Here is a 17,712-nt window from a genome sequence, read left to right on the forward strand (position 1 = left end):
CCGGGATCGATAGCGAGCTATCCGTCCTCGGCGAGATGCCGGGAGTGATACCGACGAAGCGAAGCGTACGGATTCCGACACGGGGCAGGGCGAGCCGGCGAGCGGCGGCGTCCGGTCACCGCTCGGGCACGCCGGTCAGGATCCGGGCCACGTCGGCGACGTCGTGGGTGTCGAGCAGCGCCTCGGCGGCCGTCCGGACGGAGTGGTCGGCGTCGACCTCGACGCCGTAACAGCGGGCGTACAGTTCGAGGTAGGTGTTCAGCGCCCGCTCCAGCCGGTCGAACTCCGCCTCGTCGAATCGGTCCCACTCGCCCGAGCGGGCGTCGACGTAGACGGCGACGGCCGCGCCCACGCCCTCCCGGCAGAAGGTCATCGCGCGTTCCTCGTCGGGCGGGTCGGCCGGCGGGTCGAACGACTCGCGGGCGGCCGCCGCCTCGTCGGCCAGGTCGTCGATGCGGTCGCGGTACTGTGATGGCATAGCGCGCGAGAGGGGTGGAGAGTCGGGAACGACGGTGTCAGCCCTGTTCGTACTCGACGCCCTTGCCGCCGCGGGGGTGGGTCCAGTCGGTGTCGGCGACGACGGCGCAGGTGCCACACTCGACGCAGGGCTGGGTGTCGAGGCTGACGACGTGTTCCTCGGTGCCGTTCGACCCGACGTACTCGTCGCGGTAGCAGCCACCGCCGAAGTCCTTCGCGCTGACCGGACAGGCCGTCACCGCCGTGCCGCTGGCGGCGAAGGAGTTGTCCCGCAGCTCGATGTGGGGGTTGCCCTCGTCGATGTCGTAGGTCAGGTCGCCGATGCGGTCGTCCAGCTCCGGCGGCTCGACCGTGTTGACCCCGTCGACGGGCTCGCCGAGTTCCTCCGCGATGACGGTCGGGACGGTGACGTAGCCCATCCGCGTGTCCGGGAGCATCCCCATCAGGAACGGGGAGTTGAACAGCGACTCGGCCCGATCCCCGAGCGCCGAGACGGCCGCACGGCCGACCGCGGAGTCGGCCACGGTGTTCATCGCCGAGGCGACCGGGCCGACCTCGCCGAGCTTGCCCAGGGTCTTGTACCGGGTCGGCCGGAGCTTGTCCATCACGCCCTCGTTTTCGAGCTTGCTGACGTAGCGCTCGCCCGCGGCCGACGCGTCCCCGCGGGACTTCGCGTCGACGAACGCCTCGGCGGCCAGTGCCCCCGCGGTGACGGCGTGGTTCATCCCCTTGATGATCGGCCCCTGGGCCTGCATCTGCCCGGCCGCGTCCCCCACGAGCAGGAGCCGGTCGCGATACGGGGAGGGGTGGGCCACCTTCTTCGAGTCCGGGACGAGCTTCGCCGAGTACTCCAGCTCCTCGTACTCGTCGCCGAGCCAGTCCGCCAGCAGCGGGTGGGTCAGCAGGTTGTCGAGCAGTTGCTGGGGCTCGGCCCGTTCGTCGGCGATCGAGTCGAGGTGGAACACCGTCCCGATCGACAGGGACTGGTCGTTCGTGTAGAGGAACCCGCCGCCGCGGACGTTCTGGAACAGATCGCCCGAGAACAGGTGGGCGACGCCCTCGCCCTCGTCGACGTTGAACCGGTCCTCGATGGCGCCCTCGGGCATCTCAGCGACGGCCTTGACGCCCTGGAACCACTCCTCGGGCTCCTCCCAGTCCATCAGGCCCGCGTCGCGGGCCAGCTCGGAGTTGACGCCGTCGGCCGCGATGACCACGTCCGCCTTGATCGGGTCGAGTTCGTCGCAGGTGACGCCGACGATCTCGGCGCCCTCGCGAAGCAGGCCGTTGACACGCACCTCCGTCAGGAGGCCGCCGCCGGTCTCGCGGGTCATCTCGTGGACCTCGCGGGCGAGCCACGAGTCCATCTTCCGCCGGAGGACCGAGTCGGCCCACTCGGTGTCGTGGTGGTGCAGATCGCCCAGGTCGAACGTCTTGACGTCCCGCCCCGAGATGTTGTGGATGTAGTGGTCCGTGACCTCCCGGTCGCTGGCCTCCTCGCGGAAGCCGGGGAACAACTCGTCGATCGTGTACGGCGAGGACTCCTCGGCGTAGAGCAGCCCCCCGGACACGTTCTTGGAGCCGGCGTCGACCCCCCGTTCGAGGACCAGCGTCTCGATACCGTTGCGCGCCAGCGTCGCGGCCGCCGCGGCGCCGCCGGGGCCCGCGCCGACCACCACCGCCTCGTAGTGTTCGTAGTCGTCTGTCATTGTCAGTCGTCGCTCGCCTCCGCGACCGCCGCAGCCAGTTCACCCGACTCGACCGCCTCGGTCAAGCGGGGGAGCACCTCGAACAGATCGCCCTCGATGAAGTAGTCGGAGAAGCCGCGGATGTCCGCGTCGGGGTCGGTGTTGACCGCGATGATCGTGTCCGACTCGTCCATCCCGACCTTGTGCTGGATCGCCCCGGAGATGCCCGCAGCGACGTACACGTCGGGCTCGACGACCTGTCCGGACTCGCCGATCTGTCGGTCCTCGCCGATGTAGCTCTCGACGTGGCCCTCGAAGCTGTACGAGGAGGTGATCACCCCCCGCGAGAGGCCGAACGCGGCGTCGTCGAACGCGTCCACGAGGTCGAGCCCGAGTTCGATCCCCTCGGTCGGGGCGTCGCCGATCCCGCGGCCCATCGCGACGACCACGTCGTGGCCGGTCAGGTCGACGCCCGAGTCGAGCGTGTCGAACTCCGTCACCTCGACCTGGAACCAGTCGTCGTCCAGGTCCATCTCGTACTCGACCACCTCGCCCTCCCGTTCGGGGTCGGGCTCGGGCAGGTCGAAGCTGCCCGGGATCACCGACGCGCCCTGCGGGTGGAAGTCCCGGAAGGGCTTGTCGATACAGAGGATCGTCGAGTACTCGAACCCGGAGAAGTCCGGCCGCTTCATGTGCAGGATGCGGTCGAACTCCTTGCTGTCGCCCGGTTTCCCGGTCTTCGCCGGGTTGGATATCATCGCCTCCTCGATGTACAGGCCCGAGCAGTCCGAGGCCAGCCCGGAGTCGAGTTCGCCCTGCACGAGCGCCGAGAGGTCCCGGCCGTTGTTCGTCGCCGGGAAGACCGTGTACCGGGGTTCGTCGTAGTCCTTCCAGTCGACCGCCTCGTGGCCTTCGTCGGCGACCTGCCCGCCCGCGCGGGCCATCGAGCAGAAGATCTCCGTGTACGGCTTGTGTCGGAACCGCTCCAGCCGGTCGTCTTCGAGGTAGACGACCCGGTCAGCGCCGTACTCGATGGCCTGCTCCGTGAGGTCGCTCACCTCGTCGCCGATCAGGACGGCGACCACGTCCTCGGGCTCGCCGTCCTCGTCGCCGTACTGGTCGTTGTAGTCGTCCATCAGCTGGCGGGCCTTGCCGAGCATCTCCATCGACACGTCGATGAGCTCGCCGTGCTGGGTCTCGCAGTAGACCCACATGTCGCGGTACTCGGCGTCGTCGAGGCTCTCGACCCACTGCTTGTCGTTGGTCGGGTGGTCGAGGTCCGGGTGTTTCTCCTCGGGCGGGACGTACTCCAGCTGTTCGCCCTCCTCCTCGTCGCTGCCCTCGACGGACTCGATGCGGTCCTCGATCTGTCCCTTCGCGGTCTTGCGGTCCTGCCCCTCCTTCTCCCGTTCGAGCAGGTCTTCGAGGACCTCGACGTCGTCGATGTCGCGGACCATGTTGGCGATGTCCGCGACGGTCAGGTCCTCGAGGTCGACGGACTCGGGGTCGACCTCGCCGTCGTCGCCCTCGACCTTCTCGATGCGGTCCTCGATGAGCGTCTTCACGGGAGCGCGGTCCTCGCCGTCTTCCTCCAGCTCCAGCATCTCCCGCAGCTCGTCGGCGTCGTCGATGTCCTTGATCTCCGGGCCCAGTTCGGCGATCTCGTGGTCTGTGGGGTCTATCTCGGGCATGGTCAGTCACCCGCCGCGTACGGTTCGAGTTCCTCGACGACGCTCTCCATGGCCGCGTCGTCGTCGGGGTCGACCACCGTGGCCTCCCGTTCGCTGGGGGCCTTCGGGATGGGGTCGACGCCGGCGACGATGGTCGGCGAGCCGTCGAGTCCGATGTAGTCGGGGTCGAGGTTCAGCGCCTCGTGGTCCCACATCGTGAAGCGATCCCAGTCGGTCGGGTCCAGGTCGGAGTCGTCGTCGAGGTACTCCCCGAACTCGTCGGCCCGGTCCTGCGTGGTCTCCCGCAGGTCCTTGTGTTTCAGCCGGTGTTCGGCCCGCCGATACGTGGGCTCGAACTCGGGGTCGGCGACGACGAAGGCCGGCAGCGGCGCCTCGACGGTCTCGATCTCCTCCACGTCGCCCTCGACGAGGCGCTTGGCGCGGAGCACGCCCGCCTCCTCGTCGATGTCCAGCGAGATGACGTGTGTCACGAGCGGCATGTCGAGACACCACTCGGTCTGGGGGCCGGTGTGGCCCGTCTCCCCGTCGGCGGTCTTGAAGCCCGCGAACACCAGATCCGGCGGGTCCTCCAGCTTCTGTATGCCGGTCGCGACGGTCATCGCCGTCGCCCAGGTGTCGGCGGCGCCCATCTCGCGGTCCGAGAGCAGGTACAGGTCGTCGGCGTACACGTCACGCATCCCCTCCTGCAGGACCTCCATGTAGCCGGGCGGCCCCATGCTCATCAGCGAGACGGTGCCGCCCCGCCGGACCTTCGTCTGCAGCGCCGCCCTGAGCGCGTGTCTGTCGTTCGGGTTCATCACCGTCGGCGTCTTCCCCCGCTCCAGGTGGCCGTCCTCGTCGAACGAGACCTGGCCCTCCCTGAAGTCGGGGACGCCTTTGGTCAGTACGACACTATGCATATTGATAGCACACAGTTTGGTAGCCGAGTGGACAGTGGGTAAGTTTTTCGTCCATCGAAACCCCGCAGACGGGACGCGTCTCGCATTCGTTACGGACCCGAACCGGGTTGCCGACACCGATCGGTCGCGACAGGAACGGACGGCTACTCGGCGCGGTGACGGCGAGAAGAGAACGGGGTCCGCGGGAGCGGCGGGGCGGCGGGACTGCGGTGGGACCGGTCGTCCGGAGTTAGATGCGGCCGGCGCGGCCGGGATCGACGTCGATGGCGTCGACCGGGCAGACGTCGACACAGAGCATGCAGTCGATGCACTGGTCCTCGTGAGCGGGGTCGGCCTTGATCTCGCTCTCGGGGTGACCGGGAGTGTCGACCCACTCGAACACGTCGACCGGGCAGTCCTCCAGGCAGGCGCCGTCGGCGAGGCAGATGTCGAAGTCGACGGCGACGTGCGTGCCGTGGATGCCCAGCGTCTCCGGTTCCTCGACGGGCCCCCAGACCTTGTGACCCTCGTGTTCATCGGCGATCTCGCGGTTGGTCTCGAACTCCGGGTCGATGGCCATTGGTACCTAACGACACCACGCGGTCGCACGTAAACCTTGTCCCGAAGGAACCGCACGACTGCGGCCGAATCGGCGGCGAGCGGCGCGAACGGGGCCGGTGCCGCCGTTCCCTCCGGTTCGTTCGCGGTCTCAGGTCTCGGGGGAGGTGAGGATGGTGTTGGTGACGAGCCTGACGATCGCCCGCCGGAGCCGCTCGGTGACCGCCTGGTCGGAGATGCCGAGTTCGTCGGCGAGTTCGACCGTCGTGCAGTCGCGCGGGATGTCGTAGTAGCCCTCCTCGACGGCGAGGACGATGGCCTCCCGCTGGCGCTCGGTCAGCCCGAACCACGGCCCCAGGTCCGGCTTGCTGGGGTTGTAGACGCGGATGACCTCGAAGCCGATGTCGCCCTCGCGGCACCGCTCCTGGAATGCCGACATCGCGTCGTGGGAGGGAAAGCGCAGCTCGAACCGCCAGGAGTCGTCGGTTCCGGTCGCGTTGAGGATGTAGGCGTTGACCGACCGGATCGCCCGGAAGACGGCGTCGTTCTCGACCGACCACTCGAAGGTGTAGAGGACCCGGTCGTCGTAGGTGTCGATCTGGACGAGGTCGTCGACCGAGGGCGCCTCGAAGACCGTCTCCTCGAACGCCTCGAAGTCCGCACCGTAGACCCAGAAGAAGGGGACCGCCCGCTCCCCGGTGGGAACGAGCGACTCCAGCTCGACCGTCCCGGAATCAGACACGTCCATGATACGCCCCAGCTCGAACTCCGTCGCGGGAATGCTGATCTCGGCGATGACGCTCATATAGACAACGCTTCCGTGTTACACGTCCCGCCCGAAAGCGAGTCAGCATGACACATCATGCCGCGTTATCATTCGTGATTGCCTTCGCGTCAATCGAGATCACTGTTTTATATATCAACTAGCTGTTGGGTGTGCGGGCCCGGCGTTCGACCGCTCATGCGCCCGATTTCGGTGACACTACGCCGATCACGGGTGGGCGTAGTAGGCGACGGCCGGGTCGCTGTCGAGGTCGTCGAGCCGGGCGAACCCCACCCGTTCGAACTGGACCATCTCGCCCTCGTCGTAGTCGCGGACGCCCGGTTCTGCGACGCCGGTCACGTCGCCGTCCATCGTCCGCAGGCGCAGGCGCGGCCCCTCGGCGGGCGCCCAGTGGATCACGTCCACGTCGCCCTCCCGCACCACGTCGAGGTCGTCGCCCGTCGCGACGAACGCGTCGCCCTCGTAGCGGACGGCGCCGTACCCCTTGAGCCACACGCGGTCGCCCTCGGCCGGCAGGTCGGCCGTCTCGACCACCACGCTCCCCTCCACGGGGATCGACCGGCGGCCGCGCTCCTCGTGGTTGGGGTGGACGAGCGGTTCGCCCGCCTCCGGCCCGTCTCGGACGGGCAGTTCGACGGCGCCGTCGGTGCCGGGGCCGTCCTCGCGGACGAAGAACGCGCGGTCGGTCCCCTCGTCGATCAGCTCGCGGTTGTTCGCGTAGACCGACGACATCGCCAGGTCGACGTTCGAGGAGGAGGTGCCCAGTTCGACCATCGCGTCGACGATGGCCTCGCCGCGAATGCCCCGCCGGCGCAGGCTCGCGATAGTCGGCGCGCGCGGGTCGTCCCACCCGGTGAGTTCGCCGGCCTCGATCTGCTCGATGATGGTCGAGGTGCTCATCGGCACGTCGTAGGCGTCGATCTGGACGTGGCCCCAGTGGACGACTTCGGGGTACTCCCAGCCGAAGTAGTCGTAGACGAACGCCTGCCGTTTGGCCGAGTCCTGCAGGTCGATCCCGCGGATGATGTGGGTGATCCCCGTGAGGTGGTCGTCGATCCCGCTCTGGAAGTCCAGCATCGGCCAGCAGCGGTACTCGGCGGCCGCCTCGCGCGGGTGGGGCGTGTCGATCATCCGGAACGCCACCCAGTCCCGCAGCGCGGGGTTCTTGTGCTCGATGTCGGTCTTGACCCGCAGGACCAACTCGCCGCTGTCGTACTCCCCGTCGACCATCGCCTCGAACTCCTCGCGGACCGTCTCCGGGTCCTTGTCGCGGTGGGGGCAGGGCTCGCCCGAGTTCTTCAGTTCGGAGAACTCCTCGCCCGGACACGAGCAGGTGTAGGCCCCGCCGAGGTCGATGAGTTCCCGCGCGTGGTCGTAGTAGATGTCGAGGCGATCGCTGGCCTTGATAACCTCGTCCGGCTCGAACCCGAGGTAGTCGATGGCCTCGATGATCTCGTCGTAGGCGTCGGGGTCCGGCCGCTTGGTCTCGGGGTCGGTGTCGTCGAACCGGCAGAGCATCCAGCCGTCGTACATCTCCTTGTAGGTCCCGATGACCGCGGGCATCCGCGCGCTCCCGAGGTGCCACGGCCCGTTAGGGTTCGGCGCCAGCCGCATCCGTACCTCGTCGTACTCATCTACGTTGGGCAGGTCGGGGAGCGCCTGGTCGTCCTCTTCGTCCTCGGCCTCCAGTTCCTCGACGCGCTCGGGGGCGAGTTCTTCGAGTCGCTCGCGCTTCTCGGCGGCGCTCATCCCGTTGACCCGCTCGACGACCGGCGCCACCACGCCGGCCATCTCGTCGCCGTACTCGCGGAACTCGGGGTGTTCGCCCATCAGCGGGCCCATGATGGCCCCGACCTGCGCGTCGCTGCCGTGTTTCAGCGCGTTGTAGAGGGCGTTTACCTCCGCGGCCTCCTCGGCCTGCTCGCGTACGTCGTCGTCCATTGACTGTGGATTCAGGCCCCCGCGTAAAAACCGCGTTGGGTTCGGCCGCGGGTCATACGGGTTATCGCAAGCGTGTACCGGGTCGACCGCACGCAGTCGTGCGGTCGATCCCGGAATGACTTGCAATAATCCGTATCAGTACTCGCGCTCGATGAGGTAGTCAGCGATGTCCTCCAGTCGGGCGCGAGCCTCGTTGTCGGGGAGGACCCGGAGGTTGTCCTTGCCGCTGGCGATGAGGTCCCGGGCGGTCTCGCGGGCGTACTGGATCGACCCCGCCTCCCGCAGGCGTTCGACCGCGGCCTCGATCTCGGTCTCGTCGACGGCCTCGACGGAGTCGGTCTCGACGAGGCCGTCCACGTCGACGCCCTGCTCGCGGGCGTGGAGGGTGATCAGCGTCTGCTTGCCCTCGACGAGGTCCGACCCGCGCTGTTTGCCCAGCTTCTCGCTGGGCGTCGTCAGGTCGAGCAGGTCGTCCTGGATCTGGAAGGCCCGGCCCACGTCGAGGCCGTAGCCGTGCAGCGAGTCGACGGTCCCGTCGTCGGCGCCGACGAGCATGGCCGGGATGGCCGCGCTCGCCGCGTACAGCACCGCGGTCTTGAGCTCGACCATCTCGAGGTACTCGTCGGTGGCGACTGCGTCGCGGGACTCGAAGTCGATGTCCAGCGACTGCCCCTCGCAGATCTGGGTGCAGGTGGTCGACAGCTCCATCAGCGCGGCGTTGGTGCGCTCGGGGGCGGCGCCCGTCTGGACGAGGTACTCGAAGGCCTTCGAGAAGAGGGTGTCCCCGGCGAGGATCGCCGTCGAGAGGTCGTACTCGCGGTGGACCGACGGGACGCCGCGGCGGAGGTCGTCGTCGTCCATGATGTCGTCGTGGATGAGGGTAAAGGACTGGATGACCTCGACGCCCACCGCGGCCTTGAGCACGTCGACTGTCCCGCCCTCGGCGGGGAACGACCGGTAGTCGGCGGTCTCGGGGTCGACGTCGGCGTCGGCCAGCGACTCCGCGACCAGCAGCAGGACGGTCGGGCGGAGCCGCTTCCCCCCGGCGTCGAGCAGGTACCGCGTCGCCTCGTAGAGCCGCTCGGGCTCCTCGACCGGCAACTCCTCGGGGATGGCGTCGTTGACGCGCTCGCGGCGCGCGGCGATGGCCCGCTCGACGGCCGCCTGGGACTGTCTGCTCATGCTACTCGACCAGCTGGATCAGGTTGCCGTTGCGCGTGACGTGCAGGTCCCGCCCCATCTTGTACCCCTCGCTCTCGGCCAGGTTGACGTAGTCCGAGAAGCCGGACATGTCCTGGTGAGCGGGGATGACGTTCTGGGGCTGGAGCGCGTCGAGCATCTCGTAGTGGCCCTCCTTGTTCAGGTGGCCCGAGACGTGGATGTCGTCGTAGATGCGCGCGCCCTGCATTCCCAGCAACTTCTCGGACTGGTAGCGCTGGCCCTCGTTCGTGGGTTCGGGGATGACCCGCGCCGAGAAGATGACCTTGTCGCCGTCGTCGATCTCGTAGGGGGTCTCGCCGCGACCCATCCGGGTGAGCATGGCGCGCGGCTCGCCCTGGTGGCCCGTCACGATCGGCAGGAAGTTCTCCTTGCCCTCGTTCATGATCCGCTTGAACGTCCGGTCGACGGACTTGCGGTGGCCGTACATCCCCAGGTCCTCCGGGAAGTCGACGAAGTCCAGCCGCTCGGCCGTGCCGGAGTACTTCTCCATCGACCGGCCCAGCAGGACGGGCTGGCGCCCGATGTCCTCCGCGAACTCGACCAGCGAGGTGACCCGCGCGATGTGGGAACTGAAGGTGGTGGCGACGATACCGCCGTCGTAGTCCTCCAGGGAGTACATCACGTCCTTGAGGTGGCGGCGCGCGACGGACTCGGAGGGCGTGCGGCCCTTCTTGTTGGCGTTGGTGCAGTCCTCGATGTAACAGAGGACGCCCTCGCGGCCGATCTCCCGGAACCGCTTCATGTCGATGGGGTCGCCGATCACGGGGGTGTGGTCCATGCGCTTGTCCAGCCCGTAGACGATGGCGCCCTCGGGCGTGTGCAGGACCGGGTTGATGGCGTCGATGATGGAGTGGGTGACGTTGACGAACTCCAGCTCGTTGCGCTCGCCGATCCCCATCGTCTCGCCGGCCTCCATCTTCTGGAGGTCGTTCTGGACGCCGAACTTCTCCTCGCTTTTGATCTGCTGTTTGACCAGCTCGATCGTAAAGGGCGTGCCCACGACGGGCGCGTCGTAGCGGTGGGCCAGCTTGGAGATGGCGCCGATGTGGTCGAGGTGGCCGTGGGTCGGCACGATGGCCTTCACGTCGCCCTCGAGCTCGGACATGACGCGGTCGTCGGGGATCGCGCCCATGTCGATCAGGTCGAGGCTGTGCATCCGTTCGGTCTCGACGTTGTCGTGGATGAGGACCTTCGAGAGGTTGAGGCCCATGTCGAACACCACGACGTCGTCGCCTGCGCGAACTGCCGTCATCTGGCGGCCGACTTCCTCGTAGCCGCCGATCGTTGCGATTTCGATTTCCATGGTTTGCACTCCGAGGAAGGCTCGCCCGCAGCGGCGGTGGCGACCGGCGAACAGTGGACGCTCGCGTGACTGGCCCGCTCCGGACCGTCCCGGTCCGTCGACCCGCGAGCCGTCGGGCGGTCCCGGCGGCCCCCGCGTCACCGGCACGGTCGGAGCGGCGTCCGCATCGGCGCCCGATGCGTCAGCCGGCCGCCCTCTCCGCGACCCGGGCGGCCGTATGCTCGGTTACCTCCACCTATACGGCGAGGTTTTAAAAAGCGTGCGGCTCGTCTCCGCGAGCTGTCACTCCACTTCCGCGTCCCGGTCACTCCCCGCTCACGTGGCCGGGGCCGGTCGACCAGCCGTTCCCGTCGTCGCCGTCGCCGCCGGCCTGCTCGTCTCCGTCGGCCGCGTCCCCGTCACCGCCCTCACCGCTCCCGTCTTCGTCGCTCCCGTCTCCGTCGCCCCCGGTCGGAGCCGGCGGATCGCCGGGCTCGCCCTCGTCGGCGGGAGCGTCGCCGCCGCCCGCGGCCGAGCCGTCGTCCGTGTCCGGGGCCAGCGGGTCCTCGGACTCCTCGCCATCGGTGCCCGCCAGCGGGTCGCCGGACGGGTCGCCCCCCGCGGGCGCCAGCGGGTCGTCGCCCTCGTCCGCCAACGGGTCGTCGCTCCCGCCCGGAGCCAGCGGGTCCCCGCTCTCCTCCGGCGCGGGCGAGTCGCCGCCGGACTCGTCCCCGTCGGCGGGAGGGAACGGCTCCGGCTCCTCGGCCGGGTCGTCCGGGACCGCGGCCGGCGTCCCGTCTCCGGCCTCGCCCGGGTCGTCGTCCGCACCGTCGCCGTCGGCATCGGTCTCCTCGCCCGAGGAGACCGTCCCCTCGCGGGACGGCGCCGATCCGCCGTCGTCCGCGTCGTCCCCCGCCGGCGGGTCACCGGAGTCGCCCCCGCTACCGGGCTCGACCGGGTCCCCGGACTCGTCATCGCCACCGGGGGCCAGCGGGTCGTCGCTCTCGTCGGGTGCCCCCGGATCGTCGCTCGCGTCCGGGGCCAGCGGATCCGCGGCCTCGTCGGGCGCCAGCGGGTCGGTCTCTCCGGTGTCGCCGGACGCGGCGTCGCCTGGGCCTTCCTCCGGTGTCTCCGCCCCGGCGTCCGGATCCGAACCCTCGTCCGCCCCGGTGTCGTCTGCGGACTCCCGCGCCGGGTCACCTGGCTGGCCGAAGCCGAGTTCCTCGGCGATGCCGCTCTCGCTGGCCACGTCCTCCGGCGACGCCTCCCCGTCTCCGGCAGTGTCGCCCGCCGTACCGCTCGCGCCGTCGGCGTCGCTCGGGTCGGTGGCGTCGTCAGCGTCGGCGTCGTCGGTCTCCGTCTCGGCGTCGGCGTCGTCTGTCTCCGCTACCGGCCGCTCGGCCTCGGCCGCGCCGTCGGCCGGCGACTCCCGCTCGCTCATGCTCCCGGGTGACACCCACTCGTCGGCCGTCATCTCTTCGGGCCCGTCGTCCGCGGCCGCGTCCCCAGGCTCGTCTACGCCCGCCGCCTCGCCGCTCTCGCCGGCGGTCGGGCCGTCTGAGTCCTCGCCCGTAGCGAGCGTCGGGTCCGACGCGTCGCCCGACGGCGCTTCGTCGACCCCGGACTCGCCCGGGGCGCCCGCGCCGGACGCGGCGGGCTCTCCCTCGCCGTCACCCGTTTCCGGGTCGACGCCGGGCGCCCGCTCCGAGTCGGCGTCGACACCTTCGTCCGACGGCGCGACGGCTCCGTCGCTCGGTTCGTCACGGTCCTCGTCGGTGCCGGGGCCCTCGTCGGTCGCGGCAGGGCCGGTCCGCGGCGCGGCGCTCGATCGGTCCCGCGGCTCCGGTTGCGGCGGTTCGTCGGCGCTCGCTTCGCCGCCGGCCAGCGGGTCGTCGGACGCATCGGCCGTCGCGGCGGCGGCGCCGTCCTCGTCCGTCCCGGCCGACTCCGCCGCCGCGTCCGCCTCCTCGAGCGCGTCACTCTCGGCGTCCTCCGCCGGGGCCACGGCGCCGGCGACGCCCGCCCGCGTGCCGTCGGCGACCAGCTTGTAGGCGAGGCCGGTCTGCCCGGCGCCGTAGACGAGGGCGCCGAGGACGACCGCGAAGCCGCCGGCGGCCGCCCGGGCGCCGTCGGCGGACACGTCGAGCGCCCCGAGGTTCCCGTCGGTGAGCAGCCAGGCGCCGCCGCCGACCAGGGTCGCGCAGACGGCCACCAGCACGAGCCAGTACGAGAAGAGATAGAAGCCGTATCCGAACGCCGCTCGGCGGGGAACCGGTGTCATATCACTTCCATTGCATAGCCCGGCCTAATAGGTTACGCCGGTCGACGCGGCCGCGACCGCCGGACGGCGCCCGCGGCCGGTCCGTCCCCGCTGGGGCCGCCCGCCCCCTCGCGGTCCAGCCTCACTCGCCGCCGGCGACGACGGTCCCGGGCGACCCGCCGGCGAGGAACGCTTCCAGCCCGTCCGGGCCGAAGACGTGCGCCGGCGCGTCGAGCGCGAGCAGTTTCTCCACCTTGGCGGCCATCCCGCCGGTCACGTCCGTCGCGTCGCTCCCCCCGAGCGCGTCGGCGGCGTCCGCGAACCGCTCGATCCGCCCTATCACCGCACCCTCGGCGTCGAGGACGCCCGGAACCGTCGAGCAGAGCCCGACCCGGTCGGCGTCGAGCGCCCCGTCGTCGGCCAGCGCCACGACCAGGTCGTCCCCGCTCGTGACCGTGACACCGGACCCCGACTGGACGACCCCGTCGCCGTGGAGCACCGGGACGAACCCCTCCGCCAGCATCGTCGCGACGCTCCCCGTCGGCACCGAGAGGTCGCCGCTGGCGTCGCGGCTGGCGAGCGACAGGGGTCGCACCGGCAACGCTTCGACGCCGGCCCCGTGGAGCGCGTCGAGGACCGCGGCGTTGAGCCGCCCCATCGCGTCGTGGACCGCGCGGGCGTCCGCCGCCGAGCGGGTCCCCGAGTCGGTGCCGACCCCGCGCTCGGCGGCGGCGTGGTGGCCGAAGCTCCCGCCGCCGTGGACGACGACGAGGTCGCCGTCGAAGTCGGCCACCGCCTCGGCCGCCCGGGCGAGGGCGTCGGCGTCGACCGTCTCGGGGGACTCTTTCTCGGTGACGACGCTCCCGCCGAGTTTCAGCACGGTGGTCATTCGAGGCGGACTCCCTCGGTGTCCAGCGCCGCCCGGAACGTCTCCTCGCAGCCCGGGAGGTAGCGCAGCGCCGTCTCGGTCTCCTCGGTCTCGTCGAGCGCGACGACGCAGCCGCCGCCGCCGGCGCCCGTCAGTTTCGCCCCGAGCGCGCCCGCGTCGCGGGCCGCCCACACCATCGCGTCCAGCGACCGCGAGGAGACCCCCAGCGCCGACAGTAGCCCGTGGTTGAAGTCCATCAGCTCCCCGAGTTCGTCGAGGTCGCCGGCCGAAAGCGCCGCCTCCCCGTTGCGCACCAGGTCGCCGATGGCCGCCACGGTGTCGGCGGCGAAGTCGTAGGAGTCCTTCAACTCGCGCACGCCCGCGACGAGTGCGCCCGTGTCGCCCGCGCCGCCGTCGAAGCCGACGACGAACGGGAGCTCCGGCGCGTCGAGCGAGCGGCAGTCGTCACCCTCGACGCGGACGGCGCCGCCGGTCGCCGAGCAGAACGTGTCCGCCCGGGAGGCGTTTCCCTCCTGGACCGCGAGTTCGGCCCGGTAGGCCCGGTCTGCGACCTCCGCCGGGGTCAGGTCCGTCCCCAGTTCCTCGGCAGCGGCGTAGATGCCCGCAGCGGTGACCGCTGCGGACGACCCCAGCCCGGCACCGAGGGGAATCTCGCTCTCGATGGTGATGTCGAAGCCGGCATCGGGCGCGTCGGCGGCCTCCCGCGCCTGCTCGACCGCGGCGTCGACGTAGCCGGTCGCCGCCTCGACGAGCGACCCCGGTACGTCCACGTCCGGGTCTGCGTCGGTCCGTCCGCCGTACTCGACGGTGAAGCCGTCGAGGCTGAGGTCCTCGGCGTGGACGCGGAGGTGGTCGTCGGCCCGCCGCTCGACGGTCACCCGCGCGCGGCGGTCGATGGCGCAGGGCACCGCCGGTTCGCCGTAGACGACTGCGTGCTCCCCGAAGAGATACACCTTCCCGGGGGCGCTCGCGGTAACCATGTCCGCTCATCGCACCTGCGGGGAAGTAATGGTTTCCGAAGGGCGGGGGACGGCGCCTGCCGGCCGCCCCACCCGGCTCAGAGGTCGATGTCGGTGTCGTACTTGACGTAGTTGCCGATCCAGCCGCCCAGGGCGCTCAGACCGACCGTGTAGACGAGGACGAAGAGGAAGATGATGACGACCACGAATCCCCCGACGGCGAACGGTAGCGCCTCCCCGCTCCCGAGCGAGACGAATCCGAGGAAGCTGAAGATGAGGACGGCGATCCCGACGAGCGGGATCGACGCGATGGCGCCGGAGACGGCGCCGACCTTCAGCCCGTCCGAGCGGGTCCCGCCCTGGAAGTAGCCCGAGAGCGCGCCGCCGAGTACCGGCGCGAACGGGATGAAGCTACTCGCGACGGCCGTGACGACCGCCCCCACCAGCGCGTTGACGAACGTGTTGCCTTCCTCCATGCGCCCCCGTTCTCCCACCGGCGACTTAAAAGTGCCACTCGCTCCGACAGGTCAGGGCGCCGGACGGAGCGACGGGGGCCGGGGACTGGTCACCCCGCGAGTCCAGTCACAGCGAGACGGTGACGCTGTGCCAGCCCGTCGACCCGCCGGGGTGGGCGCCCGTCTCCTCGCGCGTCTGTCGCTCGCCCGTCCCGTCGGTCGCGCGGACGACCACGTCCTTCGGCCCCGAGTCCGGCAGGTCGGCGACGTGGCGGAAGCGCCGCCACGCGTGGGGTGACGGGGGGGCTTCGAGGTCGGCGTCGGCCCACGTGTCGCCCCCGTCGAGGCTCACCTCGACGCGGTCGATCCCCCGTCGGCCGGCGTAGGCCACCCCGCCGACCGCCACGCGGTCGCCGCGACGCTGGACTCCGCGGACGTACGACAGCGTGTTGACGACCGCCTCCTCGACCCACCCGCGGACCTCCCAGTAGGCCTCGTGGTCGCCGGCGCTGACCTCGATGGTCTCGACCCACTTCGTCGACTTCATGCCGTAGCGACCGGGGATCAGGAGCCGCGCCGGGAAGCCGTGTTCCCTGGGCAGAGTCTCCCCGTCCATCCCGACGGCGAGCACGATGTCCTCGCGGTCGCGCACCGCGTCCCACGGGATCGCCTCGGTGTAGCCGTCCGCCGCGCGGGTCACGACATCACCGGCGGCGTCCGGGACGCCCGCCTCCTCCAGCAACGCGCGGACCGGCACCGCGCGCCACTCGGCGGTGCTGATCAGGTCGCCGCCGACGGAGTTGGAGATGCACGCCATCGTGACCGTCATGTCGCGTGCCTCGGGGTGGGTGACCACGTCCGAGAACGACAGCTCGTAGGACTCCTGGACCGCGCCGCGGACCGACAGCGACCACCGGCCGGCGTCGACGCTCGGGTTGGAGACGTTCTTGTCGACGACGTAGTGGTCGGCGGCGGTCCCGACCGCCGGGGGCATCCCCGCGAAGTCGTAGCCGAAGGCCGGGTCGGCGCCGGACTCGGCGACCGAGACGACGACGTTCTCGGTGGTGCTGCGGGATTCGAGGCGCTCGTCGTCCCCGGCGGGCGTCCCTGTCCGCCCGGAGTCGGGCGTCGTCGTCCCCTCGTCGCGCTTCTCGGCGACCGCGTCCAGCGACTCGCCGGGCTGGGGTCCGTCACCGGAGGTCGCCGGCCGACCGAGGCTCCGGGCGACCAGCCCGCCGCCCGCCGCCAGCCCGACCGCACCGCCGAGGTTCCGGAGCGTCCGCCGCCGTCCCACGGACGGCCGCCGCTGACCACCGACGACGCGGAGGAGCCCCGGCGGCAGCAGCGCCAGTGCCGTCGCGAGCGTCCACCGCCACAAGGCGCCGTCGGCCGCCGCGCGAAACCCCGCCGCCGTCAGGACGACCACGAGCACGGAGACGCCGGTGGCGAGATAGCGCTCCTGCGTCCGGGTCGTCCCGTACCCCTCCGCGAAAGCCGCGATCCCCGCCGCGACGGCCACGGCCGCGATGGCGATCCCGGCCATCAGCGCCGGCTGGGCGGCCGCGCCGAGCGTCTCGATGGCCAGCGTCGCCACCGCGCCGGGGGAGGCCTCGATCACGACCTGTGCGGCGACCGCCAGCGGGTGGCCGCCCACCAGCGGCGCCGCCGCGAGGATCCCGACCAGCCACGCGGCCGCAGCTACGGCCCAGCCGACTGCGGCGCGCTCCTGTCCGTCCATGCCCCGGTCTCAGGACTGGCGCCGGTAATACTTTGCGCGCCGCGGAACCGCTCGCGCGCTGTGGCCGCCGGCGCGGTCGGACCCCTCGCCCGCTACGCCGGCGCGAACTGCTCCTTGTAGGTCGCCGAGAGATAGATCAGGACCGGCGTCCCGACGACGGTCGGCCCCAGCCACCGCGCGGCGGTGGGGAGGAACCCGAAGTTGACGGTCGCGAACGCGGTCACCGTCGCGATGTAGGCGGCGCCCATCCGGGTGACGTGCTCGGGCACCCAGGCGCCGGGGTCGCGCTCGCGGCGGAACTTCAGGGCGTCCGTCCCCGCGAAGACCGCGCCGATCCCGCCGAACACCAGTGCGACCGGCCCGAACGGGTCGCCGTCGACGGCCATCACCCCGCCCATCGCGAGCAGCGCGACGCTCGCTGCCCCCACCAGCCCGACCGCGAGCCAGTCGACCGTCGCCGCCCCGTCGGCCGGCCGCTTGCGCCCCAGCACCCGGTATCCCGAAAAGGCGAAGTAGAAACTGAACACGGCCACCAGCGCGAGGAACCGCCGCAGGTCGGTCGCGTCGAAGGCGAACAGCGCCAGCGCCGACCCCGAGACGAACGCCATCGCGTAGACGTACCCGCGGCCCAGGCGGCGGTGGCGCCGTCCGCCCTTCTCCGTGAGGAACGCGCCCAGCCCCGCGAACAGCGCGACGAACCCCGCCGCGATGTGCGCCCACAGCGTCAGCTCCTCGGGTGTCATTCCCGGACCTCCGCCGGATCGTCGGCTCTCATACCTCCCCGTTGGACGACCGCCGCCTTAAATTTACTGAGTGAGTACTTACTTTGTTCCGCCGACGGGAACGTCACTCGGCCGGGACGCGTCGGGCCTCCGAGAATCCGGTCGAGCGGGG

General features: G+C 70.8%; 15 protein-coding genes. All 15 read right to left on the reverse strand.

What is annotated here, in order from left to right:
• Positions 1–115 precede the first annotated feature (115 nt).
• Positions 116–478, reverse strand: coding sequence for a DUF8055 family protein (locus ACMGFI_RS02680; protein ID WP_436907132.1), 363 nt, complete (start codon positions 476–478; stop codon positions 116–118).
• 37 nt (positions 479–515) lie between these two features.
• Entirely contained in the window at positions 516–2,183 is a 1,668-nt protein-coding gene (locus ACMGFI_RS02685; RefSeq protein ID WP_436907134.1) for an FAD-dependent monooxygenase, read from the reverse strand.
• Between the two features lie 2 nt (positions 2,184–2,185).
• Positions 2,186–3,853, reverse strand: coding sequence for an electron transfer flavoprotein subunit alpha/FixB family protein (locus ACMGFI_RS02690; RefSeq protein WP_436907136.1), 1,668 nt, complete (start codon positions 3,851–3,853; stop codon positions 2,186–2,188).
• Between the two features lie 2 nt (positions 3,854–3,855).
• Positions 3,856–4,752: an electron transfer flavoprotein subunit beta/FixA family protein gene (locus tag ACMGFI_RS02695; RefSeq protein ID WP_436907138.1), complete on the reverse strand. Its 897-nt coding sequence runs from the start codon at positions 4,750–4,752 to the stop codon at positions 3,856–3,858.
• A gap of 229 nt (positions 4,753–4,981) precedes the next feature.
• Positions 4,982–5,311, reverse strand: a complete 330-nt coding sequence (locus ACMGFI_RS02700) for a 4Fe-4S dicluster domain-containing protein (protein WP_436907139.1) — start codon at positions 5,309–5,311, stop codon at positions 4,982–4,984.
• Between the two features lie 129 nt (positions 5,312–5,440).
• Entirely contained in the window at positions 5,441–6,094 is a 654-nt protein-coding gene (locus ACMGFI_RS02705; protein WP_436907141.1) for a helix-turn-helix domain-containing protein, read from the reverse strand.
• A gap of 186 nt (positions 6,095–6,280) precedes the next feature.
• Positions 6,281–8,014 (reverse strand): glutamate--tRNA ligase, encoded by a 1,734-nt coding sequence (locus ACMGFI_RS02710; protein ID WP_436907143.1) that lies wholly within the window; start codon positions 8,012–8,014, stop codon positions 6,281–6,283.
• Between the two features lie 135 nt (positions 8,015–8,149).
• Positions 8,150–9,196 (reverse strand): geranylfarnesyl diphosphate synthase, encoded by a 1,047-nt coding sequence (gene idsA3 / locus ACMGFI_RS02715; protein ID WP_436907145.1) that lies wholly within the window; start codon positions 9,194–9,196, stop codon positions 8,150–8,152.
• 1 nt (position 9,197) lies between these two features.
• Positions 9,198–10,538 carry an RNase J family beta-CASP ribonuclease gene (locus ACMGFI_RS02720; RefSeq protein ID WP_436907147.1) on the reverse strand — a complete coding sequence of 447 codons (1,341 nt, stop codon included), beginning with the start codon at positions 10,536–10,538 and terminating at the stop codon, positions 9,198–9,200.
• A 304-nt stretch (positions 10,539–10,842) separates the two neighbouring features.
• Entirely contained in the window at positions 10,843–12,798 is a 1,956-nt protein-coding gene (locus ACMGFI_RS02725) for a hypothetical protein (RefSeq protein WP_436907150.1), read from the reverse strand.
• 121 nt (positions 12,799–12,919) lie between these two features.
• Positions 12,920–13,666 carry an isopentenyl phosphate kinase gene (locus ACMGFI_RS02730; RefSeq protein WP_436907153.1) on the reverse strand — a complete coding sequence of 249 codons (747 nt, stop codon included), beginning with the start codon at positions 13,664–13,666 and terminating at the stop codon, positions 12,920–12,922.
• A complete protein-coding gene (gene mvk, locus ACMGFI_RS02735) occupies positions 13,663–14,646 on the reverse strand; it encodes a mevalonate kinase (protein ID WP_436907154.1) in 984 nt (327 codons plus the stop codon). Before mvk ends, ACMGFI_RS02730 begins: the two co-directional genes overlap by 4 nt.
• Positions 14,647–14,723: 77 nt before the next feature.
• The gene (locus ACMGFI_RS02740; RefSeq protein ID WP_436907156.1) at positions 14,724–15,101 is read right to left on the reverse strand and encodes a DUF5518 domain-containing protein; all 378 of its coding nucleotides are present in this window, start codon (positions 15,099–15,101) and stop codon (positions 14,724–14,726) included.
• Between the two features lie 106 nt (positions 15,102–15,207).
• On the reverse strand, positions 15,208–16,818 hold the full coding sequence (locus ACMGFI_RS02745) for a molybdopterin-dependent oxidoreductase (protein ID WP_436907157.1): 1,611 nt from the start codon (positions 16,816–16,818) through the stop codon (positions 15,208–15,210).
• Between the two features lie 92 nt (positions 16,819–16,910).
• A complete protein-coding gene (locus tag ACMGFI_RS02750; protein ID WP_436907158.1) occupies positions 16,911–17,561 on the reverse strand; it encodes a hypothetical protein in 651 nt (216 codons plus the stop codon).
• Positions 17,562–17,712: the final 151 nt, after the last annotated feature.

Source organism: Halosimplex marinum (assembly GCF_051414075.1).
In the GTDB taxonomy this organism is placed as follows: Archaea; Halobacteriota; Halobacteria; order Halobacteriales; family Haloarculaceae; genus Halosimplex; species Halosimplex marinum.